This is a genomic window from Homoserinibacter sp. GY 40078, assembly GCF_008017545.1.
Taxonomy (GTDB): Bacteria; Actinomycetota; Actinomycetes; order Actinomycetales; family Microbacteriaceae; genus Homoserinibacter.
On record NZ_VRTZ01000001.1, the window covers coordinates 316,751 to 338,717 of the forward strand.

At 70.0% G+C, this 21,967-nt stretch carries 22 protein-coding genes; 5 read left to right on the forward strand and 17 right to left on the reverse strand.

Annotated elements, in window-relative coordinates:
• The first annotated feature begins 39 nt into the window (after positions 1-39).
• On the forward strand, positions 40-2,961 hold the full coding sequence (locus FVQ89_RS01550; RefSeq protein WP_187264850.1) for a glycoside hydrolase family 38 C-terminal domain-containing protein: 2,922 nt from the start codon (positions 40-42) through the stop codon (positions 2,959-2,961).
• A 6-nt stretch (positions 2,962-2,967) separates the two neighbouring features.
• On the opposite strand, the gene FVQ89_RS01555 is transcribed toward FVQ89_RS01550, so the two are convergent.
• The 6 genes from FVQ89_RS01555 to FVQ89_RS01580 all read right to left on the reverse strand — a co-directional run bounded on the left by FVQ89_RS01555 (position 2,968) and on the right by FVQ89_RS01580 (position 8,219).
• A complete protein-coding gene (locus FVQ89_RS01555) occupies positions 2,968-3,192 on the reverse strand; it encodes a PLDc N-terminal domain-containing protein (RefSeq protein ID WP_147900170.1) in 225 nt (74 codons plus the stop codon).
• Positions 3,193-3,261: 69 nt separating this feature from the next.
• The gene (locus tag FVQ89_RS01560; RefSeq protein WP_147900171.1) at positions 3,262-3,864 is read right to left on the reverse strand and encodes a bifunctional 4-hydroxy-2-oxoglutarate aldolase/2-dehydro-3-deoxy-phosphogluconate aldolase; all 603 of its coding nucleotides are present in this window, start codon (positions 3,862-3,864) and stop codon (positions 3,262-3,264) included.
• On the reverse strand, positions 3,864-4,781 hold the full coding sequence (locus tag FVQ89_RS01565; RefSeq protein ID WP_255513349.1) for a sugar kinase: 918 nt from the start codon (positions 4,779-4,781) through the stop codon (positions 3,864-3,866). The genes FVQ89_RS01560 and FVQ89_RS01565 overlap by 1 nt, the downstream gene beginning before the upstream one ends.
• A gap of 44 nt (positions 4,782-4,825) precedes the next feature.
• A complete protein-coding gene (locus FVQ89_RS01570) occupies positions 4,826-5,287 on the reverse strand; it encodes a MarR family winged helix-turn-helix transcriptional regulator (RefSeq protein WP_187264851.1) in 462 nt (153 codons plus the stop codon).
• A gap of 12 nt (positions 5,288-5,299) precedes the next feature.
• Positions 5,300-6,985: an MDR family MFS transporter gene (locus FVQ89_RS01575; protein WP_147900173.1), complete on the reverse strand. Its 1,686-nt coding sequence runs from the start codon at positions 6,983-6,985 to the stop codon at positions 5,300-5,302.
• A gap of 109 nt (positions 6,986-7,094) precedes the next feature.
• Positions 7,095-8,219: a glycerate kinase gene (locus FVQ89_RS01580; RefSeq protein WP_147900174.1), complete on the reverse strand. Its 1,125-nt coding sequence runs from the start codon at positions 8,217-8,219 to the stop codon at positions 7,095-7,097.
• 78 nt (positions 8,220-8,297) lie between these two features.
• Between FVQ89_RS01580 and FVQ89_RS01585 the strand changes: the two genes are divergently transcribed.
• Complete coding sequence (locus tag FVQ89_RS01585) at positions 8,298-8,636, forward strand: helix-turn-helix transcriptional regulator (RefSeq protein WP_222706024.1); 339 nt, start codon at positions 8,298-8,300, stop codon at positions 8,634-8,636.
• Positions 8,623-9,867 (forward strand): type II toxin-antitoxin system HipA family toxin, encoded by a 1,245-nt coding sequence (locus FVQ89_RS01590; protein WP_147900175.1) that lies wholly within the window; start codon positions 8,623-8,625, stop codon positions 9,865-9,867. Before FVQ89_RS01585 ends, FVQ89_RS01590 begins: the two co-directional genes overlap by 14 nt.
• 15 nt (positions 9,868-9,882) lie before the next feature.
• Here FVQ89_RS01590 and FVQ89_RS01595 read toward each other — a convergent pair whose 3' ends face one another.
• The gene (locus FVQ89_RS01595; protein WP_147900176.1) at positions 9,883-11,406 is read right to left on the reverse strand and encodes a SulP family inorganic anion transporter; all 1,524 of its coding nucleotides are present in this window, start codon (positions 11,404-11,406) and stop codon (positions 9,883-9,885) included.
• Between the two features lie 103 nt (positions 11,407-11,509).
• Positions 11,510-12,037, reverse strand: a complete 528-nt coding sequence (locus tag FVQ89_RS01600; protein WP_147900177.1) for a helix-turn-helix domain-containing protein — start codon at positions 12,035-12,037, stop codon at positions 11,510-11,512.
• A 57-nt stretch (positions 12,038-12,094) separates the two neighbouring features.
• On the opposite strand from FVQ89_RS01600, the gene FVQ89_RS01605 reads away from it, so the two are divergent.
• Positions 12,095-12,940, forward strand: a complete 846-nt coding sequence (locus FVQ89_RS01605; RefSeq protein WP_147900178.1) for a S41 family peptidase — start codon at positions 12,095-12,097, stop codon at positions 12,938-12,940.
• Positions 12,941-12,945: 5 nt separating this feature from the next.
• Here FVQ89_RS01605 and FVQ89_RS01610 read toward each other — a convergent pair whose 3' ends face one another.
• The 9 genes from FVQ89_RS01610 to FVQ89_RS01650 are packed head-to-tail and all read right to left on the reverse strand — an operon-like array spanning position 12,946 to position 21,035.
• The gene (locus FVQ89_RS01610) at positions 12,946-13,953 is read right to left on the reverse strand and encodes a LacI family DNA-binding transcriptional regulator (RefSeq protein ID WP_147900179.1); all 1,008 of its coding nucleotides are present in this window, start codon (positions 13,951-13,953) and stop codon (positions 12,946-12,948) included.
• 12 nt (positions 13,954-13,965) lie between these two features.
• Complete coding sequence (locus tag FVQ89_RS01615) at positions 13,966-14,628, reverse strand: SDR family NAD(P)-dependent oxidoreductase (RefSeq protein ID WP_147900180.1); 663 nt, start codon at positions 14,626-14,628, stop codon at positions 13,966-13,968.
• The gene (locus FVQ89_RS01620; protein WP_147900181.1) at positions 14,625-15,407 is read right to left on the reverse strand and encodes an HpcH/HpaI aldolase/citrate lyase family protein; all 783 of its coding nucleotides are present in this window, start codon (positions 15,405-15,407) and stop codon (positions 14,625-14,627) included. The genes FVQ89_RS01615 and FVQ89_RS01620 overlap by 4 nt, the downstream gene beginning before the upstream one ends.
• A complete protein-coding gene (locus tag FVQ89_RS01625) occupies positions 15,404-16,483 on the reverse strand; it encodes an ABC transporter substrate-binding protein (protein ID WP_147900182.1) in 1,080 nt (359 codons plus the stop codon). Before FVQ89_RS01625 ends, FVQ89_RS01620 begins: the two co-directional genes overlap by 4 nt.
• Positions 16,480-17,319: an ABC transporter permease gene (locus FVQ89_RS01630; RefSeq protein WP_147900183.1), complete on the reverse strand. Its 840-nt coding sequence runs from the start codon at positions 17,317-17,319 to the stop codon at positions 16,480-16,482. The genes FVQ89_RS01625 and FVQ89_RS01630 overlap by 4 nt, the downstream gene beginning before the upstream one ends.
• Positions 17,316-18,110 carry an ABC transporter ATP-binding protein gene (locus FVQ89_RS01635; protein WP_147900184.1) on the reverse strand — a complete coding sequence of 265 codons (795 nt, stop codon included), beginning with the start codon at positions 18,108-18,110 and terminating at the stop codon, positions 17,316-17,318. The genes FVQ89_RS01630 and FVQ89_RS01635 overlap by 4 nt, the downstream gene beginning before the upstream one ends.
• Positions 18,110-19,057 carry an allantoinase PuuE gene (locus FVQ89_RS01640; protein WP_255513352.1) on the reverse strand — a complete coding sequence of 316 codons (948 nt, stop codon included), beginning with the start codon at positions 19,055-19,057 and terminating at the stop codon, positions 18,110-18,112. Before FVQ89_RS01640 ends, FVQ89_RS01635 begins: the two co-directional genes overlap by 1 nt.
• The gene (locus tag FVQ89_RS01645; RefSeq protein WP_147900185.1) at positions 19,054-20,085 is read right to left on the reverse strand and encodes an alcohol dehydrogenase catalytic domain-containing protein; all 1,032 of its coding nucleotides are present in this window, start codon (positions 20,083-20,085) and stop codon (positions 19,054-19,056) included. Before FVQ89_RS01645 ends, FVQ89_RS01640 begins: the two co-directional genes overlap by 4 nt.
• Positions 20,082-21,035 (reverse strand): asparaginase, encoded by a 954-nt coding sequence (locus FVQ89_RS01650; protein ID WP_147900186.1) that lies wholly within the window; start codon positions 21,033-21,035, stop codon positions 20,082-20,084. The genes FVQ89_RS01645 and FVQ89_RS01650 overlap by 4 nt, the downstream gene beginning before the upstream one ends.
• Before the next feature lie 118 nt (positions 21,036-21,153).
• On the opposite strand from FVQ89_RS01650, the gene FVQ89_RS01655 reads away from it, so the two are divergent.
• Entirely contained in the window at positions 21,154-21,936 is a 783-nt protein-coding gene (locus FVQ89_RS01655; protein ID WP_187264852.1) for an SDR family NAD(P)-dependent oxidoreductase, read from the forward strand.
• Positions 21,937-21,967: the final 31 nt, after the last annotated feature.

The window sequence follows — 21,967 nt, forward strand, 5'->3', positions numbered from 1 at the left end:
CGCCTGGCTAGACTCGGGGCGCGCTCGGAAGGGGGAACCGTGCCCGGCTTCGCGAGTTTCCTGCTCGGCATCCGCGTGGATCAGCCGACCCACTACCGTCGACTGCGCGCCATCCGCAGACATGTCTACGGCGCGGTCGCGCAGCTCGAGGCGGAGGTCGTGCGTTCCGCCGAGCCCATCCCGTTCGCCGAGCTCGACCGAACCGCGTTCACGCCCATCCGCCGGGGCGCGACCTTCGGACGCACCCTCGAATCCGCGTGGCTGCGGATCACGGGAGAGGTGCCCGCGGGCGCCGACGGAGCGGTCGTGATGCTCGGCATCCGCGGGGAGGGGCTCGTGGTCGATCCGGGCGGCGAGCCGGTGGATGCGGTGAGCACCGTGTTCCAACAGGCGGACCTGCCGCACGCGGGCGGACGCTTCCGCGAGGTCGGCGATCCGCTGGCCGCCGGCACGCGGATCGAGCTCTACGCCGACGTCGCCTACAACGGATTCATCATCCTTCCGGTCGGCCGGGGCGTGTTCCACGGAGCACACCTGGCGATCCGCGACGCCGAGCACCACGCCCTCTACTACGACTACCTCACCCTCGCGGTGCTCGCGGGTTCAACTGACGATGACGCCCTCGCCCGCGAACTCACCGGGGCGCTCGACGCGGCCTGGCGGGCATTCCGCTCGGGCGACACGGCCGCCGCCCGCGCGGCGCTCGCGGGGCCGCTCGCCGAGCCCAGCGCATCCGACTTCGTCTACCGGGCCGTGGGCCACGGCCACCTCGACATGGCGTGGCTGTGGCCGCTTCGCGAGACCCGCCGCAAGGCCGCCCGCACCTACACGCGGCAGCTCAACGCGATCGATCGTCGCCCCGGATACGTTTACGGCACGAGCCAGGTGCAGCAGCTCGCCTGGATGAAGGAGCAGCAGCCCGCGCTCTTCGACCGGATGCGGCGCGCGGTTGCCGAGGGCCGCCTCGAGCTGCAGGGGACGTTCTGGGTGGAACCCGACACCAACCTGCCGGGCGGCGAATCGCTCGTGCGCCAGGCGGTCGTGGGCAGGCGGTTCCTTCGCGAGGAGTTCGGCCTCGACGACGAGCAGCTGCGGATGTGCTGGCTGCCCGACACCTTCGGCTACAGCGGCAACCTGCCGCAGATCCTCCGGGGCTGCGGCATGGACCGCTTCATGACCATCAAGCTCTCGTGGAACAAGGTCACCGTGTTCCCGCACCGCAGCTTCCGCTGGCGCGGGATCGACGGATCCGAGGTGCTCGTGCACATGCCGCCGGAGGGCGAGTACAACTCGCGCGGCGCGGCCGACGGCCTGCTGCGGGGGCTCGCGCTGTATCCGGAGCGCGAGCTCGGAACCGCCCTGCTCGTCTACGGATCGGGCGACGGCGGCGGCGGGCCCGGCGAGATCCACCACGAGGTCACGCGCCGCGAGCGGAATCTGCGCGGGCTGCCGCGGGTGGAGTACAGCACGGCGGCCTCGTTCTTCCGCGAGCTGGAGACGCGGGACATCCGCCACACCCATGAGGGTGAGCTGTACCTCGAGACCCACCAGGGCACCTACACGACCCAGGCCGCGATCAAGCGCGGCAACCGGGTGTCGGAGCGGATGCTGCACGACGCCGAGGCGCTGTCGGTCGCTGCGGGACGCGACACCCGCGCCGAGCTGGAACCCGTATGGCGGGAGCTGCTGCTGAACCAGTTCCACGACATTCTGCCCGGCTCGTCCACCGAGCGCGTGAGCCGCGAGGCCCGTGAGGCGCACGCCCGCATCCAGGCACGGCTCGGCGAGGTCTCGGCAGACCTCACCGGCGCGCTCCCCCACGGCACCCGTCCCACCGCGATGAATCTCACCTCGTTCCCCCGCGACGAGCACGTGCGGGTGGGCGACCGCTGGCATCGGGCGACGCTCGCCCCCTACTCAGCGGGCGAACTCAGCGAGGCGTCGGGGCCGTTCGGGCTGGCGCACACCCCGTCGACCCTCTCGAACGGCATCCTCACGCTGCGGTTCGACGACGACGGCGTGATCGTCTCGTGCGTCGACGCCGAAGGACGCGAGCACGCGGGGGCGGGCCTCAACCGCCTCGTGCTGCACCGGGATCCGCGGCAGTGGCCGTTCGACGCGTGGGACATCGACGCGCGCTACACCCGGCGCCGCGGCCGCCAGCTGCGTCTCGTGCACACGGAGGTGCAGCTCGACGGCCCGCTCGCCGTCCGCACCCATCGTCTCACCGCACCCGGCGTGGAGGTGGAGCAGCGGATCGTGCTCGAAGCGGGCTCGCCGCTCGTGCGCTTCGAGACGCGGGTCGAGTGGCGCACCCGCCACCGGATGCTGCGCGCCCACTTCCGGCCCGCGCACATGGGCGATGAGGCGCTGTGCGACATCCAGTTCGGCCACATCGCCCGGCCGACGACCGAGCGGGACGACACCGAGCGGGCGCAGTTCGAGATCGCGGCGCACAAGTGGATCGCGGTGTCGGATGCCGAGGCGGGGTTCGCCGTGCTCAACGACAGCAAGTACGGCCACCGCGCGAAGAACGGACTCGTGTCGCTCGCGCTGCTGCGCTCGCCCCGGTTCCCCGATCCGACCGCGGATCGCGGCAGCCACGCGTTCACCTACGCGTTCCGGCCCTTCGAACCCGGCGACCTCGGCGCCGTCATCCGCGACGGGTACCGGCTCAACAACCCGCTGCGCGGCGGAGGCGGGGCGCGCTTCGACAGCCTCGCGTCGACCTCCGACCCGGGCGTCGTGATCGAGACGGTCAAGCGCGCGGAGTCGGGAGACGGCGTCGTGGTGCGGCTCTACGAGTCGCTCGGCCGGAAGACCACCGCGGCCCTCACGACCCGCATCCCGCACACCACCGCCCGGCTCACCGATCTGCTGGAGCGCCCATCCGGCCCCGCGGACCTGACCGCCCTTACCCTCAGCCCCTTCGAGATCCTGACGATCCTGCTCGAACCCTGACGCGCCTCAGGTGGCGCCGTGTTGCCGCGACGTCCGGTCGTTCGACACCAGCCACGCGACCGCGCCCAGCACCGGCAGCAGGAGGATGACGAGCGCCCAGAGCAGCACCCGCCGGGCGGGCAGCTGCCGAGTCCGACTGAGCGACACTATCGCGACACAGCTCACCACGAACGCGGCGATCGCCAGCACCGTCATGACGACGTCCCCGGGTCCGGGAATCAGCGGATTCATCACTTCTCCATCCCGGGAACGTTCGAGCAATCCCCGCCTCGGAGGACCTCCACCCGACCCTAGCGCCCGTCAGCGAGCGCGCGACCCGATCACCGTCGCGAGGGCTTCGAGCTGCGCCGGGTCCTCCAGGGCGGAGCCGACGGCGACGACGCGCGCGCCCGCATCCAGGTAGTCGATCGCGTTGGAGGCGTCGATCCCGCCCGTCGCGACGAACCGCACCTGCGGGAACGGCCCGCGGATGTGGCGGAACCATTCGGTGCCGAGCCACGCCGCCGGGAAGGCCTTCAGCCAGGAGAGCCCCAGCGCCACGGCCAGTTGCACGTCGCTCGGGGTGGCGACGCCGGGCAGGATCGGCAGGCCTTCGGCGTGAGCGGCCTCGACCACGCGCGGATCGAGACCGGGAGACACGAGGTACTGCGCTCCGAGGCTCTTCGCGAGCTTCACCTGCTCGGGCGTGATGATCGTGCCCGCGCCGACGCTCGTGCCGCGTTGGGCGCCGAGGCGGCACACCTCGGCGAGCGAGCGCTCGTCGTCGGAGGTCTGGAGCGGCACCTCGACCGAGTCGATGCCGAGATCCCAGGCGGTGGAGGCGAGCGCCGCCGAGCGCTCGGGCCCCATACCGCGCAGAATCGCCATCACGGGCGAACGCTGAAAGAGCGTCTCGAAGTCCATCAGTCGTTCCCCTCGTCGGGCAGGTCGCCCGTGGTCGTCAGTACGAGCGCGGCGCTCGCGTGCCCGGTACTCAGCCGGGCCTCCGCATCCGCGCCGTCGAGGTGGGCCGCGAGGTACCCGCCGGCGAAGGCGTCTCCCGCTCCCACCGCCTCGAGCACGTCGATCCGGGCGCTCGGCACGAACACCGAACCGCCTGCCCCGAAGAGCGTGGCGCCCACATCGCCGTCCTTCACGACAAGCTCGGGGGGCTCCGGGAGCAGTCCGCGCACGTCGTCGGCGGTCGCCGTGCCCCACAGGGTCTCGGCTTCGTCGCGCCCGACGAACGCGATCGTCGCGCGGGCCGCGAGCTCGCGCAGCCGCGGTGCGGCGGTCGCCACGTCCCACAGTGCGGGCCGGTAGTTCACGTCGAGGCTCACCTCGACGCCCAGCTCGCCCGCGCGGTCGATCAGCCGATCAAGGAACGCGGATGCGCTCGGCGAGATCGCCGCCGTGATACCGCTCACGTGCAGCACGCGGATGCCGCCGAGGCTCACCCGGTCGGCATCGGCCGCGCCGAGGTGCGACGCGGCGGACCCGGCCCGGTAGTAGTGCACCCCGTGGCCCGGATCCTTCAGGTAGAGCCCCGTGGGGTGGTGCGGGTCGCGTTCCACGGACGACACGTCGACCCCGCGCGAGGCGAGCTGCGCGAGGACGCGATCGCCGAGCGGATCGGTGCCGAGCCGACTGAACCAGGCCGCGCGATGGCCGAGGCGGGCGACGTGGGCGGCCACGTTCGATTCGGCCCCGCCGACGTCGAGACGGAACGCAGCCGCATCCGCCAGACGATCACCCGTGAGGGGAGCGACCATCGCCATCGTCTCGCCGACCGCCAGCAACTCGGGCGCTGCCGACTCCGCCGCCACACCATCGCCGCTCACGCAGTCGAGTATGCCGGTCGCGGCGACCACGTCGCGCGGGCACGTCAGCTCGCCGGCGTCTCCCCCACCGCGAGCGCATGCAGCAGCCCCGCCAGACGCTCGATGGTCTCCACGGGCCAGTCGTCGAGCACCTCAGCGAGCCGACCGTTGTGCGGAATCCGGGCGCTCTCGAGTCGAGCCGCCCCCTCGTCAGTGATCTCGATGAGCTTGATGCGTCCGTCGTTCGGGTCGGGCGTGCGGATCACGAGGCCGAGGTCTTCGAGTTCCGACACCGTGCGGCTCACCTGACCCTTGTCGGAGATGAGGCGCTCCGCGAGCCCTGACACGGTGACCGAGCCGTGCCGATGGATCGTCGCGAGCACCCGGAAGGTGCCGGGCAGCATCCCGGGGCTCACGCGCTCGGCGGCCTGGGCGTACGCCCGACGGAACTCGGTCATCAGCTCGCCGAACGCACCCTCGAGGTTCCGCATCGCGGCTTCGCGGGATCCTGCTGTCTCGTCGGTCATGGCGATCCGAACCTAGCGGCTCTGCCCCGCATCGCCGTCGGCGCTCTTCGTACCCTCGACGACACGGATGCTGCCCGTCGCCGTGAGCACCTCCATGCCCTCGGGAACCGACACCGTCGCGAGGTCCGCCTCCGAGGCACTGATCCGCTCGGAGGTGGTCATGCGGGTGAGGGGCTTGTTGGGCAGGAACACGATCGCGATGAGACTCAGCACTGCGAACGGCACCGCGAAGAGGAAGGAGTGCGAGATGCCGTTGGCGTAGATGTCCTCGAAGACCACCCGCAGCGCCTCGGGCATCTCCGACACCTTCGGAAGCGCTCCGGACTGCAGCTGCGCGGCCCACGTCGGGGCGTCGGCGCCGAGGCTCTGGAGCGCCGCCGTGATGTCGTCGGTGCGCTCGGTCACAAGATCCGTCACGCGCGCAGCGAGCGCCGCCCCCATCACCGAGACACCGATGGTGCCGCCGAGGCTGCGGAAGAAGGTGACTCCGGAGCTCGCGACACCGATGCGGCTCGGGTCGGTGGAGTTCTGCACGACGAGCACGAGGTTCTGCATGGTCAGACCGACGCCGGCACCCAATAGCACCATGTACAGCGAGACCAGCGAGAAGTCGGTGTCGTAGTGGATCGTCGACAACAGGTACGAGCCCGCGATCAACAGGGCGCCGCCCAGCACGACGAACGGCTTCCATCGTCCGGTGCGGGTGATGAGCGCACCACCACCGACGGAGGCGATGAGGAGCCCCGCGATCATGGGGATCGTCATGATGCCGGCCTCGGTGGGCGTGGCACCGCGTGCGAGCTGCATGTACTGGCTGAGGAACACGGATGCCCCGAACATCGCGATGCCGGTCGCGATCGATGCGATCACGGCGAGCGTGAAGGTGCGGTCACGGAACAGCGACAGCGGGATGAGCGGCTCGCGCGTGCGCAGCTCGACGACGATGAACGCCACCGTGGCGACGACCGCGCCGCCCACCATGAGCAGGGTCGTGATGCTCCACCAGTCGAAGGAGCTGCCCGCGAGGGTCACCCAGATCAGCAGCAGCGAGACGGCGGTGGAGAGCAGCACGATGCCGAGATAGTCGATCGTCGCGGTGCCCTTCGGGCGCGCGGGGAGGTGCAGGGTGCGCTGCACGAGGACGAGCGCGGCGATCGCGAAGGGGAGCGCGACGTAGAAGTTCCAGCGCCATCCCCAGGCGTCGGTGATGACGCCGCCGAGCAGCGGACCGCCGACGGTGGCGACCGCCATGACGGCACCGAAGAGACCCATGTAGCGACCGCGTTCACGCGGGCTGATGATGTCGGCCATGATGACCTGGCTGAGTGCGGCCAGGCCGCCGGCGCCGAGTCCCTGCACCGCGCGGAAGGCGATGAGCGTGTCGGTGTTCTGCGAGAACCCCGCGGCGGCTGTCGCGAGCACGAAGATCGCGACGGCGATCTGGAACAGCAGCTTGCGGTTCATGAGGTCGGCGAGCTTGCCCCAGACGGGCGTCGAGATCGCCGTGGTGAGGAGCGTGGCCGTGACCACCCAGGTGAAGGCGGTCTGGTCGCCGTCGAGGTCGTGGATGATCGTCGGCAGCGAGGTCGAGACGACCGTGCTGGCGAGCATCGAGACGAACATGCCGAGCAAAAGCCCGGAGAGGGACTCGAGCACACGGCGACGGCTCATTGCGGGCGCGGGGGCGGATGCGGACATACGGATGACGTTCTTTCTGGAGCGTGCGGCGCGGTGCGGCGTCCGCGCAGATGATTGACTCACGTCAATGGTTGATAGATGTCAACCATATGCCGGTCGTTGACGAATGTCAACTATCGGCCGCGAGCGACCGTCCTGCTTCCCGCAGCCAGCGCAGCGGGTCGCCCATCGCGGCTTCCGGACTCCCCGCGAGCTCGGCGAGCGACACGGCCCGAACGAACCCTGAGGCATCGGCGCCGCCCGCGATCCGCCCCGCGACGAGGATCGCCCGGGCGCCCGCAGCGTGCGCGGCGGTCGCCACGAGCGACGGCACCTTGCCCGACGCGGTCTGCGCGTCGAAGGAACCCTCGCCGGTGATCACCGCATCCGCGTCGGCGAGCGCCCCGACGAGCCCCACAAGATCGGCGACCGCGTCGGCCCCCGGGACGAGCCGCGCACCCCACGCGAGGAGCGCGAAGCCCACACCCCCGGCTGCGCCCGCTCCAGGAGTCTCGGGGTCGGCAGGCAACAGACCCGCATAGGCGGCGAGCGCCGCATCGACCTCCGCGATCTCGTCGGGGCCGAGGCCCTTCTGAGGGCCGTAGACCGCGGCGGCTCCGGTGGCGCCGACGAGCGGATTGCGCACATCCGTGAGCACTGTCACGCCCCCGCGCGGCACCGGGCGGAGCCCCTCGAGCCGCACCTCGCGGATGTCGGCGAGGCCCCGCGCGCCATCCGCGACGGGAGCGCCGGATGCGCCGGCGATGACGGCCCCGAGCTCGGCGAGCATCCCCGCACCCCCATCGGTCGACGCGCTCGACCCGATGCCGAGTACGAGCGCGTCCACACCGTGATCGAGCGCCGCCGCGATCGTCGCCCCGAATCCGCGCGTGTGGGCATCCCACGGCAGCCGCCGGTCGCCGAGCAGTTCGATGCCCGACGTCGACGCGAGCTCGACCACACCAGTGCCTCCCGGTGCGCCGCCGCTCGGGGGCAGCAGCAGCCAGGACGCCTCGACGACCGCACCGTCGGGTCCCGTCACCTGCACCGGCATCCGCGTCGATCCGGGCACGGCCGCCGCGAACGCCGCCACCGTCCCCTCGCCGCCGTCGGCCATCGGGCGCAGCACGATCTCGTCGCCGGGGCGCCTCTCGCGCCAGCCGGCGGCGAGGGCCTCGGCCGCGTCGGCTGCGGTGGCGGTGCCCTTGAATCCGTCGGGGGCGATCACGATGCGCGCAACGGAGCGGTCGGGCATGCGCACGATGCTATCCGGCTGGAGAAGGGGAAAACAAAGCATCTGGTAAATTGAATAATAGAAAGTATATAATGCACTGTGCCCAAGAGAGAGATCGTGATGTCCCCGGTCGCACGCGATGCGCTCGTCGTGCTCGGCCAGCAGATCCGTGTCGCCCGCATCGAACGAAGCTGGACGGTCGGGGAGCTCGCCGACCGGGCACTGTCGTCCCCGCCGACCATCCGCGCGATCGAGACAGGTGCGCCGGGCACGTCGATCGGAACCGTGTTCCAGGTGGCATTCCTCGTAGGCGTCCCCCTCTTCAACACCGAGAGTCGCGCCGAACTCGCGCGACTGCGACGCGAAGGGGCCTCCACGTTGGCCCTCCTCCCCGAGCGCGTGCGGCACCGAGACGAGCAACTCGATGACCGTTTCTGAACTGCGCCCAGGTGAGGTGTACGTCTGGACCTGGCTCCCCGGCGACACCAGCCCGGTCGTCGCCGGCATCGCACGCACCATGGACGATGGCCGCATCGCTTTCGCGTATGCCGAGAGCTACCGCGAGCGCTCCAACGCGATCAGCCTCTACGCGCCCGAGCTTCCGCTGGGTGCCGGAACCATCGAGCCGATCGACGGGCTGACGCTGCCGGGCGCACTCCGCGACGCGAGCCCCGACGCCTGGGGACGCAATGTGATCCACTACACCCACCGCATCTCGGACGGGGACATCGACGAACTGGGGTACCTGCTGCTCTCGGGCAGCAACCGGTTCGGCGCGCTCGACTTCCAGGCCAGCCCCCGCGAGTACGTGCCCCGCGCCGACACTGCTGCGCTCCCCGAACTCGTCGACGCCGCGTCGCGCCTCGCGGACGGGCTCCCTATCGACTCGGCTGCCGCCGCCGCGCTCGAACACGGCACGACGATCGGAGGCGCCCGCCCGAAGGTGCTCGCCCGGGATGACGATGGCTTCGAGTGGATCGTCAAGCTGTCGGCACAGAGCGACACCGTCTTCTCCGTGGTGCGCGCAGAAGCCGCGTGCATGCACCTGGCGGGGTCCGCGGGCATCCGCGTGCCGGAGATCCGCGTGGAGCGCATCGCGGGCCGCGACGCGCTCCTCGTGCGACGATTCGACCGCACGGGCGACGGCGGCCGACGTCATGTCGTGTCGGGACTGACCATGGTCGAACTGGACGAGAACCTCGCACGCTACGCCACATATCCGGGCATCCTCGACCGCTTCCGCACGCTCGGCGGCAGCGGTTTCATCGACCCGGGACCCGAGGTGTTCGAGAGGATCGCCTTCAACATCGCGATCGGAAACAGCGACGATCACGCGCGCAACCACGCCGCCTTCTGGGACGGCGGCGCACTCGCCCTCACCCCCGCATACGACCTCGCGCCCGGCAACCGGAGCGGGGAGATGGCAACGCAGGCGATGGCATTCGACCACGACGGCGTCGTCAAGGTGTCGCAGTTCGCCGCGCTCGTCGGGTGCGCCCGGGTCTACGGCCTGGAGGCACGCGATGCCCGCGCTCGTGTGGAGCGCATCGTCGATGCGATCCGGACAAGCTGGGATTCGGCAGTCGATTTCGCGGAGATGAGCCGGATCGACCGCGACCACCTCTGGGGGCGCCAGATCCTGAACCCCTTCGCGTTCTACGGGTTCTGAGTCGGGCGCAGCGGCTCAAACCCCGTCGCCGAGTCGTCCGCTCAGCCGGGTGTGGAACTCGGTGGTCGCCTCGTTCATCCCCTCGAGCACGACCCGTGTGCCGTGCTTCTCGTACTTGGTGACGATCGCGTCGAGGGCGGCGACGGTCGAGGCGTCCCAGATGTGCGAGCGCGACATGTCGATCACCACCCGCTCCGGGTCGCCCGCGTAGTCGAACTGCGTGGTGAGGTCGTTGCTCGATGCGAAGAAGAGCTCGCCGTCGACCCGGTAGTGCGCGGTCGGCACCTGGTCGTCGGGGGCATCCTCGCGGGTCACCGTGGCGAAGTGGGCGACACGTCGGGCGAACAGCACCATCGCCACGATCACACCCACGATCACGCCGATCGCGAGGTTGTGGGTGGCGACCACGACGGCGACGGTGGCGACCATCACGATCGTCTCGCTCTTCGGCATCCGGCGGAGCGTCGACGGGCGGATGCTGTGCCAGTCGAATGTCGCCACCGACACCATGACCATGACCGCCACGAGTGCCGCCATCGGGATGATCGCGACCACGTCGCCGAGCACCACCACGAGGATGAGCAGGAACACCCCCGCGAGGAACGTCGAGATGCGCGTGCGGGCGCCGGAAGCCTTCACGTTGATCATCGTCTGGCCGATCATGGCGCATCCGCCCATGCCGCCGAACAGACCCGAGAGCACGTTGGCGACGCCCTGCCCCCACGCTTCGCGCGACTTGCGCGAGCGGGTGTCGGTGATGTCGTCGACGAGCTTCGCGGTCATGAGCGACTCGAGGAGCCCCACGACCGCCATCGCGAGCGCGAACGGCCCGATGATCGTCAGCGTCTCCCAGGTGATCGGCACGTTCGGGATGAACAGCTCGGGCAGGCTCCGAGGCAGCTCACCCTGGTCGCCGACCGTCGGCACGCTGACCGAGAACACGACGACCGCGCCGGTGAGCAGCACGATCGCCACGAGCGGCGCGGGGATCGCCTTCGTGATCCGCGGCATCAGCACCAGGATGACGATGCCGACGGCCACGAGCGGGTACACGAGCCACGGCACCCCGATGAGGTGCGGCAGCTGCGCCGAGAAGATCAGGATCGCGAGCGAGTTCACGAAGCCGACCATGACGCTGCGCGGGATGAACCGCATGAGGCGGGCGACGCCCAGCACCCCGAGCAGCACCTGGATGAGACCCGCGAGGATCACCGTCGCGATCAGGTAGTCGAGGCCGTACTCGCGGGCGATCGGTGCGACGACGAGCGCGATCGCCCCGGTCGCCGCGCTGATCATCGCGGGCCGGCCGCCGACGAACGCGATGGCGACCGCCATCACGAACGACGAGAACAGGCCGACGCGCGGGTCGACCCCGGCGATGATCGAGAACGAGATCGCCTCCGGGATGAGCGCGAGCGCCACCACGAGGCCGGCGAGCACCTCGCGGGTGAGCAGGCGCGGCGAGCGCAGAGCGGTGAGCACCGACGGGTCGGCGCGGTAGCCGTCGTCGCGCGGGCGTGCGGGTGTGGTGACCGCCACGGGTCGCCTCCTCGGGAGTCGGGCCCTGGTGCGGACCGGAGGTGCGGATCCGGCGCGGCGGAGCGCCGGAGAGGCCTTCGGGGCGCTGCGGCCCCGCTCCACCCTACGGGGCGCCTCCGCCGACGGCAGGCCCCACGGTCGGCGGGCGGCGGTACACGGCGACGAGCACCCCGTGATCCGGAGCCCCGGCCGGCGCAGGCTCCAGGCCGTCGACCATGTGCTCCAGGTGAGCCGAGAGAGCCTCGGCCTGCGACGCACTCAGGCGGAGCTGCCGGAGGTGCACAAGCGGATCGCGGCGGTCGGCCGCCATCTCGGCGGCAGCCACGCTCAGGGTGGCGATGATCTGCTGCCCCTGCTCGCCGCCGGACGTCCGCATCCGCCGGATCGTGCGGACGAAGTAACGCTCGGTGCCACCGCGCACCGTGCGAGTGCGCCCGACGCGCACCAGCCCGGCCTCCTGCAGCACCCGGAGGTGGTGGGCGACGTTGCCCTTGTTGGTCTGCATCGACTGGGCGAGACCGCTGATCGTGGCGCCCTCGTCAGGAAGCTCCATAAGCAGTTGCATGCGCATCGGATGCGCGAGCGCCTTGGCCTGCCGGGGTGAGTCGACATCGATCGGGGGCGCGTCCATGATCTAAGCGTCAAGGGATTTTGACGCTTGGTCAAGCCCCCTTCTACGTTCGGCCCTATGACGACATCGACCCGCGAGCTCCTCGAGACCGCCCGCCTCGCCATCCTCGAGCTGACCTTCGAGCCGGAGCGCATCGCCCCGCTGATCGCCGATCTCGGGTCGACGCCGTTCAGCGAGCAGGGCGACGACCTCGCGGCCGCCGTGACCTCGTGGCTGCACGAGCGCACCGGCGATCTGCACCTGCGGCTCGTCCACGAGCCCGTGGCGTCCGACGACCCGGAGGCGGAGCGCGCGACATGGCGACGGCTCTCTCTCGCCACGGCGGGCGGCATCGCCGGGATCGACCGGCGCACGACCGACACCGTGCTGCGCATCGGCGAGATCCTGTGCCACCCCGCCGACTCCGGTGCCGAGCTGCGTGCGGCGATCGCGCTGGTCGCGGGAGCGGACCGCCTCGTGGTCGACCTCCGCGGATGTCGTGGCGGCGCGCCCGAAGCGGTCGCCGTGCTCTGCGGTGGGCTCCTCGGCGAGGAACCGGAGCATCTGGTCGACATCGTCGGCCGCACCTTCACCGTCCAGTCGTGGACGACCCCGTGGGAGCACCCGCGGCGTCTGCCACCGACCTGCCCGATCGCGGTGCTCGTCTCGCCGACGACCTTCTCGGGCGGCGAGGAGCTCGCCTTCGTGCTGCAGGACCTCGGGCGGGCGCGCGTCATCGGAGAGCGGACGCGCGGCGGGGCGAACCCCCGCGAGGCGCGCCGCCTCGACGCCGAGTGGGCCGTGCACGTTCCCGTCGCCCACACGGTGAGCCCGCGAACGGGACGCTCCTGGGAGGGCGTCGGCGTGATCCCGGATCTCGAGGTGGCCGCGGCGGACGCGCTGGAGCACGCCTGGGCGCGGTAGCCGGCTCAGCCTGCAACAGGGGCGACGAACGCCGCGCTGGATTCCCGGACGACGAGCTCTGTCGCGACGAAGGTGCTCTCCACGGCCTGCCCGTCGATGAGCTGCCGGATGGCGTGAAACGCCGCCCGCCCCATTGCGGGCAGGTCTGCGCGCACCGAGCTGAGGGGGGTGGCCAGGCGCGAACTGATGGGGATGTCGTTGTATCCGACCACCGCGATGTCGCGCCCGGGCCGGATACCGGCATTCACCATCGTCGACATCGCGCCGATCGCGGCGAAGTCGTTGACGACGAAAACACCATCGGGGCGGCCGTCCTCCACCAGCCCCTGCATGACACGGGATCCGCTCTCCACATCGAAGCCCGCAGGGATCACCCGGACCTCGCCGTCCGGGGCGGCCCGACGGAACGCGTCGACGAACCCGCCGGCCCGATCACGTGACGTGCTCGCGTAATCGGGTCCACCGATCACGACGACATCCCGCGCCCCGAGCTGAGCGAGATGCTCGCCGGCCTGAGCTCCACCACCGCGGTCGTCGCCGTTGACGAAGGGCAGCTCGCCCGTGCGGCGGCTGACGAGCAGCACCGGGAGGCCGCGGTCCGCGATCTCCTGCACATCGGAGTCGGACACCTGCGCATCTGCGATCACGACGCCGTCGACCCGACGGGCGACGAAGCGCTCGAGGGCGGCACGGCGCTTGTCGCTCGCATCCCACGTGCTCGCGACGAGCACGAGGTAGTCGTTGCGAGCGGCTTCCTCTTCGAGCGACTCGAACACGGTGGCCAACACGACATCGGTGATGCGCGGAACCAGCATCCCGATGATGTTCGTCCGGCCGCTCCGCAGGCTCGCCGCCCAGAGGTCGGTCCGATACCCGAGCGAGCCCGCATGCTTCCACACGCGAGCGACCGTCTCGGGTCGGATACGAGTGGTGTCGCCACGGATCACCCGCGACACGGTCGACAAATGCACACCGCTCGCGGCGGCGACATCGCGTAGCGTCACCCGAGCCATGCGGACTCCCCGTCAGTTGAGATGGCTGCCTCCGTTGACGTCGAACGTCGTCCCCGTCACGGCTGCGCACACATCCGAGAGCAGGAACAGGATCATATCGGCAATTTCCTCAGGTTCGGCGACCCGTGGGTACGCCATCTTCGCGAGGATGCCGTCCCGCTGCTCCGGCGTCAACCGATCATGGACCCGCGTGCGGACGGGCCCCGGCGCGATCGCGTTCGCCCGGATGCCCTGCGCCCCCCACTGCACCGCGATATGACGCATGAGGCCGAGGACGCCGGCCTTCGCCGCAGCGTAGGCCGCACCCGACATGGTCGTCCCGCCATCTCGCGCGTTGAGGCTGCTCATCAGGACGATCGACCCGCCTCCTGCGGCCGCCATTTTGGGGAGGACCTCGTGCATCACCACGTACGCACTCGTCAGATTGAGCCGGATGACCCGGTTCCACTCGTCGAGATCGATCTCGTCGACACCTCCCCGACCGACGACGCCCGCGATGTGCGCCACGCGGTCCGGCACGGGCATCGTGTCGAGGAAGGCCTTCACCGAGGCGGGGTCGGATGCGTCGACACCGTCCTCGAGATCGAGGCTGATCACGCGCTCGCCCCGGGCCGCCGCGCGCTCCCGAACAGCTGCCCCGATCCCGTTCGCACCACCGGTCACGAGCAACGTCATCCGCGGTCTCCCCGGATCGCCTCGATCGCACTGCGATAGGTATCGCTCAGGATCATCTCGGGCTGCGAGTACGCCACGAAGCGCACACCCTTGGCGATCCACGAACGGGCCTCCTCGGGCGAATAGGCGAGGACCCCCGGCACGACCCCGGCGGCGAGAGCCCGCTCGACGACCTTCTCGGATGCGGCCATCACATCCGGGTGCCACGGCGCATAGCCCAACCCCATGTCGAGCGACAGGTCGGCCCGCCCGAGCATCACGACGTCGATGCCCGACGCGAGGATGTCGTCGAGCGCCTCCATGCCGCGCACCGTCTCGACGAGAGCGATCGTCACCACGTTCTCCGCGGCCCAATCGAGGTACTCCGAGAAGTCGCCACGCGCCGTGCCGTGACCCGCTGCACGGGTCGCCGAGCACACCGTTCGCTTGCCTCGGGGCGGGTAGAACGACGCCTCGACCAAGGCCCGCGCTGCATCGCCCGATTCGACGGTCGGAATGACGATGCCTCCGGCGCCCGTGTCGAGCGCCCAGAGGATCTGCTTGTGGTCCGCGTTCCGCAGCCGCACGAGCGGCGTCACCGAGGCCGCCTGAGCTGCCCGGACCATGGCGAGCACGGTCTGCTCGTCGGCAGCCGCGTGCTCGGTGTCGATGATGAGGAAGTCGTACCCGCAGCGCCCGAGGATCTCGCCCACCGCGGGCTCCTGGAGGAGGGTGAGGCTGCCCAGGGCAACCTCACCCCCCTTCAGAGCGGTGACGACCTTGTTGGTCGTTCCGATCATCCGACGTCCAGCTTGGTCACATCGGCGCAGTCACGGGTGTTGTCGACCTCGCCGATCTCGGCGAGCGCCGCCGTGACGACCGAGTCGTCGTACCACGCGTCGACCTCGGGCAGCGACTCCACGATGCCGTTGTCCACGAGCCACGCGCCGTCCTCGTTCATCGCCGTCTCGGTGTCCACCTCGCCGTTCGGGTTCATGTACGGCCACTGGTCGGTGCCGTAGAGGGCGTCGATGGTCGACGCATCCACACCCGTGTGCTCGGCGATGATGTCCACCACCTCGTCGCGGTTGGCCGGGTCGAGGTAGTACCGGACACCCTGGAGCCAGGCGATCATCCAGCGCTTGGCGACGTCCGGACGGTCCTCGATGAACGAGGTCGACATGGTCACGAGACCCTGCTCCTCGTCGGGGACGATCTCGTAGGTCGCGAGCAGGCGCTTGGCCGTCCCGTCGGCGAGCACACCGTATCCGATGGGCTGCGCGAGGAAGCCCGCGTCGACCGCGCCGGTCTTCAGTGCGTTGGCGATGTCGGGGAACCCGAGCGTGGTGAGCGCACCGAGGTCGTCGATCGTCAGGCCCTCCTTGGCGAGTGCGACGCTCAGCCAGTACTCGGTCGACGAGCCGCGCGCAAGGATCGCGACGTTCTTGCCCTTGAGGTCGGCCACCGAGTCGACGCCCGAGTCGTAGAGGTCGGAACGCACGACGAGCATGCTGTCGGCCGTACACGTGTACTGATTGCGGTCGGCGACGGCGGCGAGCTTCAGGTCCTGATTGATGGCGTTGAAGAACGCCCCGCCGAGACCCGGGATGTTGACGTCGAGGTTGCCTTGGCTCTGCACGGCCATCTGCGCGTAGATGTCGGCGTCGGTGTAGGTGTTCTCGATGTTCTGTTCCGCGAAGAAGCCCTTGTCCTCCGCGATGAACACCGGCCCCATGCCGACGATCTTGAGGGCGTTGACAGTCACCTGGTCGACGCCGCCCGACTCAGCGCTCGGCGATGTGTCTGAGGCACACGCCGCCGTGGTGACAAGAACTCCCGCGACGGTAAGTGCAGCGAGCGTTTTGGTGAATCTCATGAATTTCCTTCCGTCCAGTTGAAGTAACGCCGCTGGATGCGCAGCGTCACGGTGGTCAAGGTGAAGCCCATCGCCGCGATCACGGCGAGCGTCGCGTACATGTTGGTGATCTGATACACCTGCCAGTACTGCCACGTGAGTGAGCCGATCCCGTCGGAACCGGCCAGGAACTCGCCCGCGATGACACCGAGCAGGGCGAGTCCGGCCGAGAGACGGATGCCGGCAAAAATGGAGGGCAGCGCCCCGGGAAGAACGACCTTCCCGAGCAGTTGCCCCCGAGAAGATCCGAGGTTGCGCGCCATCTGCGTGAGACGCCGGTCGTTCTGCAGCACGCCTGCCATGGAGTTCACGGCGGTCGGGAAGAACGAGATGATCCCTGCCAGCACGACGATCGGAGTGCTGCCGGTACCGAAGATCACGAGCAGGAGCGGCAGCAGGGCGACAGCGGGGATGGGGTAGAGGATCGAGATGATCGGGTCGACCACGACCCGCGCCCACGGCAACAGACCCATCGTGATGCCGACGACGACCGCAGGGACGACGCCGAGCGCGAATCCGAACAGCACCCGCTGAATCGTGATGCCGATGTTGACCAGCAGGTCTCCGTGGGTGATCAGGTTGACGAGCGCTGTGAAGCAGTCGACCGGCGGCGGGAAGAAGGTCTTGTCGATCCAGCCGACCACCGACCCCAGTTGCCACAGTGCGAGCAGGACGACGACGGGCACGAGGCTGCCCCACGGGCTCGACAGCGCCTGGAACACACGGCCGGGACCGCGCTGCGCTCGCCGATCGGGGGTGTATTCGACGACGGTCGACGTGGAGGTCGAGACGCTCATGATCCTGCTCCTTCCACCTCGGCCCACTCCGCGGCACGAGTCGCGTCGCGGAGTCGCTCCCAGAGGTGCTGCTTGAGTTCGCCGAATTCCGGGGTCTGGGCGATGTCGGCCGTGCGCGGTCGGGGGAACGGCACCCGGAGGTCCTCGACGACGTGCGTCGGGCGGCCGCTGAGGACGAGCACGCGATCCGCGAGCAGAAGCGCCTCCTCGATGCCGTGCGTGATGAACACGACCGTCTTGCGGTGCCTCTCCCACACGGCGAGGAGCTCCTCCTGCAGGAGGGTGCGCGTCTGAGCGTCGACGGCCGCGAACGGCTCGTCCATGAGCAGCACCTCGGGATCGCTCGCGAGCGCTCGGGCGATGCCCGCTCGCTGCCTCATGCCGCCCGAGAGCTGCTGGGGTCGGGCGTTCGCGAACGCGCCGATGCCCATCGTCTCGAGGTGGCTCTGTGCGATCTCCTTGCGCTCCCGTCGGCCCATGCCGCGCAGTTCGAGCCCGAAGGCGACGTTGTCGATGATCGAGCGCCAGGGGATGAGTGCGTGGTCCTGCCACACGATCGAGGTCATCTCGCCGGTCGCGGTGCGGGTGCCCGAGAACCGGATCGCGCCCTCGTCCGGTGGCAGGAGGCCACCGAGCATGCCGAGGAGCGTCGACTTCCCGCAGCCGCTCGGCCCGATGATGCAGACGAACTCCCCCTGTTCGATCGAGGCGGTGAGCCCGCCCACGACGTGCAGCGGGTTGCCCGCAGGATCCGTGTACGACTTGCTGATCCCGTCGATATCGACGCGCATCAGGAACCACCTCCCAGGGTCGGGGCGTCGGAATGGAGAGACGACCAGTGCTCTGCGATGTCACTGCGTCGGGCGAACCAGACGGCACCGGTCGAGTTGCACCAGTCGATGAGATCGGCGAGCGCCGACGCGCGGCCCGCCTGCCCGACGAGGCGCGCGTGGAGACCGATCGAGATCATCTTCGGGTGGGTCTCACCCTCCTCGATCAGGTATTGGATGCCCCGACGGCAGTTCTCGAAGAAGTCGCCGGGCTCGCTGTAGCCCGGCGTGAAGGCGAACCGTCCGTCGTTGTAGGTATGGGTGTAGGGGACGACGAGATGGCGGGTGCCCGTCACCTCCACCCAGTACGGCAGATCGTCGTTGTAGGCGTCCGAGTCGTAGAGGAACCCGCCGTGCTCGACGAGGAGTTCCCGCGTGTTGACCGACGGCGCGTAGCGCGAGTACCAGCCGACGGGCCGGGATCCGGTCGTGGCCTCGATGATGCGCACGGCCTCCGCGATCTGCTCGCGCTCCTGCTCGCGTGTCAGCGAGGTCGGCTCGATCCAGCGCAGTCCGTGCCCGCAGACCTCGTGGCCCGCGGGGACGATCGCCCGGGCCAGCTCGGGGTTTCGCTGCAGGGCCTGAGCGGCCGCGTAGAACGTGACAGGGGTGCCCGTCTTCTCGAACAGGCGCATCAGGCGCCAGATGCCCGCGCGGCTGCCGTACTCGTACACCGATTCCTGGGACAGGTCGCGCGCCGTCTGATCCTCCGGGACGTAGCCGATCTCTCCGACCCACTCGTTGCGCGGATCCCCGTCGAGGATGCTGCGCTCGGCGCCCTCCTCGTAGTTCATGCACAGGCTCACCGCCACGCGCGCGCCGCCCGGCCACTCGACCTTCGGGGGTTGCGGACCGTAGCCCGTGAAGTCCCGCGTGGGACCGCCTGCCTTCTCCACCGCGTCCGTCACGGCCGCACCACCACCTTTCCCGTCACCGACCGGCTCTCGATCAGCTCATGCGCGCGTGCGAGTTCACGAAGGGGGAGGACCTCGGCGATGTTCGGCGTCAACCGACCGGCGACCGCGAGATCGAGCACGGCGCGCACGTCGTCGGGGCGCTGGCTGCGCACCCCCAGCAGCCGCAGCTCTCGCCGGAAGACCTGCACCACGTCGAGCGCGGGGAACTCCCCACCGTGCCCGCCGGCGACGACGAGGCGACCGCGATCGGCGAGAGCCGCGACGCCGCCCTCGAGACTCGACCCGCCCACATGATCGATGAAGACGTCCACGCCCCCGTCGGTGAGGGCAACGAGGCGCTCCGGCCAGTCGGTCTCGCTCGTGACGAGCACCTCCACCGCCCCGCAGGCACGAACGAAGTCGGCCTTGTTCGGGTCGCGGACCAGCGCGATCGGGCGGGCGCCGGCAAGCGCAGCCACCTGCAAGCAGGCGTGCCCGAGTCCGCCGCTCGCTCCGGCGACAGCGACCCACTCCCCGCTTCGTACCTGCGCGGTCGCGTGAAGCGCGCGCCACGCGGTGCCGAACGAGATCGGGAGGGCGGCGACGAGTTCGACCGGGAGATCGGGAGCTGCGAGCAGGCCCCGCTCGGGGGCGAGCATGTACTCGGCGTGACCACCCCAGGCATGGATGCCGGGCATCCATCCGTTCAGACAGATGTTGGCGGCGCCGCTCAGACAGTTGGCGCAGGCCCCGCAGGGAACATGCGGGAGGAGCACGACACGCGATCCTGGCTCCCAGGGCGATTCCGGGTCTCCGACGGCCGCGATCTCGGCGACGACCTCCCGACCCGGCACGTGCGGAAGCGAGATCGGCATGCGCGAGACACCCGCGCGGATCTCGAGCTCGAGGTGGTTCACGGATGCCGCGAGCACCTTGAGCAGCACCTGGCCCGGTGCCGGGTCCGGGATCTCGACGGCCTCCATCCGGAGCACCTCGGGTCCACCCCACTCCCGGATCACCATGGCCGATGCGGCGGTCATGCGCCCCTCCAGACGCGCTCGATGATCTCGGCGGGCGACCCGAGACCGGGCGACCCGAGAGCGAGCGACAAGGCGACCCGTGCACGCGAGGTGGTGAGGTCTCCCGCGAAGATCGCGCCCGCCGCGGCGAGATCGGCTCCACCCCCGAGCCCGTAGGCGGGGCGCACGACGCCAGCGCCCGTTCGCGAGGTGAGGAGCACGGTGACTCCTGCGGCGACGGCGTCGCGGACCGCCTCGACGGCCCCGTCGCCCAGGTTCCCGCGACCCATCGCCTCGAGGACGATGCCTCGGGCACCGGCGGCCATCGAGGCCTCCACATGCTCGAAGCTCGACCCGGCGCCGACCTTCACAATGTCGACCCGCGGCATCGCGATGTCGGAGGTCCCGGCGAACACCGCGCCGCGAAGGGGGCTCGAGAGGCGGATGACCTCGCCATCGTCGATGAGCGCGAGCGCGCCGGCAGGGCCTCCCGAGAAGGCGTCGATCGCGGAGCTGTGCACCTTGCGGGCCTCTGCTCCGGCGATCGCGAGGCCGCCCATCACCACCGAGACGGGCACGGAGCTGCACGCGACGGCGAAGGCATCCTTGAGGTTGCGCGTGGCGTCGGTGTCGGTCTCGCTCGCGGGACGCTGGGCTCCGGTCAGCGCGACCGCCGCATCGCGAGGCAGCAGCATGGCGGTCAGGAAGGCCATCTCCTCCAGAGTGTCCGTGCCGTGGGTGACGACCACGCCATCGCATCCGGAGTCGAGCAGACCGCGAATGCGATCGACCACGGCGAGCATCGCGGGGAGGGTCGTGGCGTAGCTCGGAACCGGTTCGAGGTCCACCACTTCGACCGTGGTCGTGGGTGCGAGCGGCACCCCGGCGAGCAGTTCAGCTCCCCGGATCACCGGCACGAGTGCGCCACGTCCGTCGCTGCGCGACGCGATCGTGCCCCCCGTGGCCACCATTGCCAACTTCACTTGACCTCCCGTGCAAACGTTCTTTCACAAGTAGATTGAAAGAACGTTTGCACAGCAAGTCTTTTGGCCGAAGTTTTCCCAGCTGTAACAAATGATCGGAACGAATGTGAGCCCTTCTGCCCCATCACCCCGGCACATCGCACCGCCGCTCGAGGGGCGAACCGCCCTTGTCACCGGAGCCCAACAGGGCATCGGCCGAGCGACGGCGATCGCTCTCGCCGACGCGGGGGCGCGAGTCGCACTCAATGTGCTCGACGAGCCCGAGGGCATCCGCGTCGCCGAGGAGATCCGTGCTCGCGGAGGCGTCGCGTTCGTGATCGCCGGAGACCTCGCTCGGGTGCCGACAGCCTCGGAGATCGTCGAGAGCTGCGTCGACGCTTGGGGTCGGCTCGACATCCTGGTGAACAACGCAGGTGTCTTCCCGCGGCGCGCCTTCCTCGACATCGACGACGAGCTCTGGGACCGCGTGCTGGCCGTCAACCTCAGGTCCGCGGCATTCGTCGGGCAGGCGGCAGCGCGCGCCATGATCGCCGGAGGCGAGGGCGGCTCGATCGTCAACCTCTCGTCATCGGCCGTGCGCGGCCAGCCCCTCGGCGCCCACTACGCGGCGAGCAAGGCGGGCGTCGACGCGCTCACTCGCACGATGGCGCTCGAGCTCGCCCCCCACGGCATCCGGGTGAACGCGCTCGCCCCGGGCCTCACCGACACCGCGCAACCTCGGGAGGCGAACTCCCCGGAAACGCTTCAGGCGCTCGCCGAGAAGATCCCGGCGGGACGCATGGGCACCGCCGACGAGATGGGGCAGCTCATCGCGCTGCTCGCGTCGGATGCCTTCGCGTACGTGACCGGTCAGGTGCTCCATGCCAACGGCGGCACCTTCATGCCGTAGAGCGCATCCCGACTCCTCGGAGCGCGGCGGC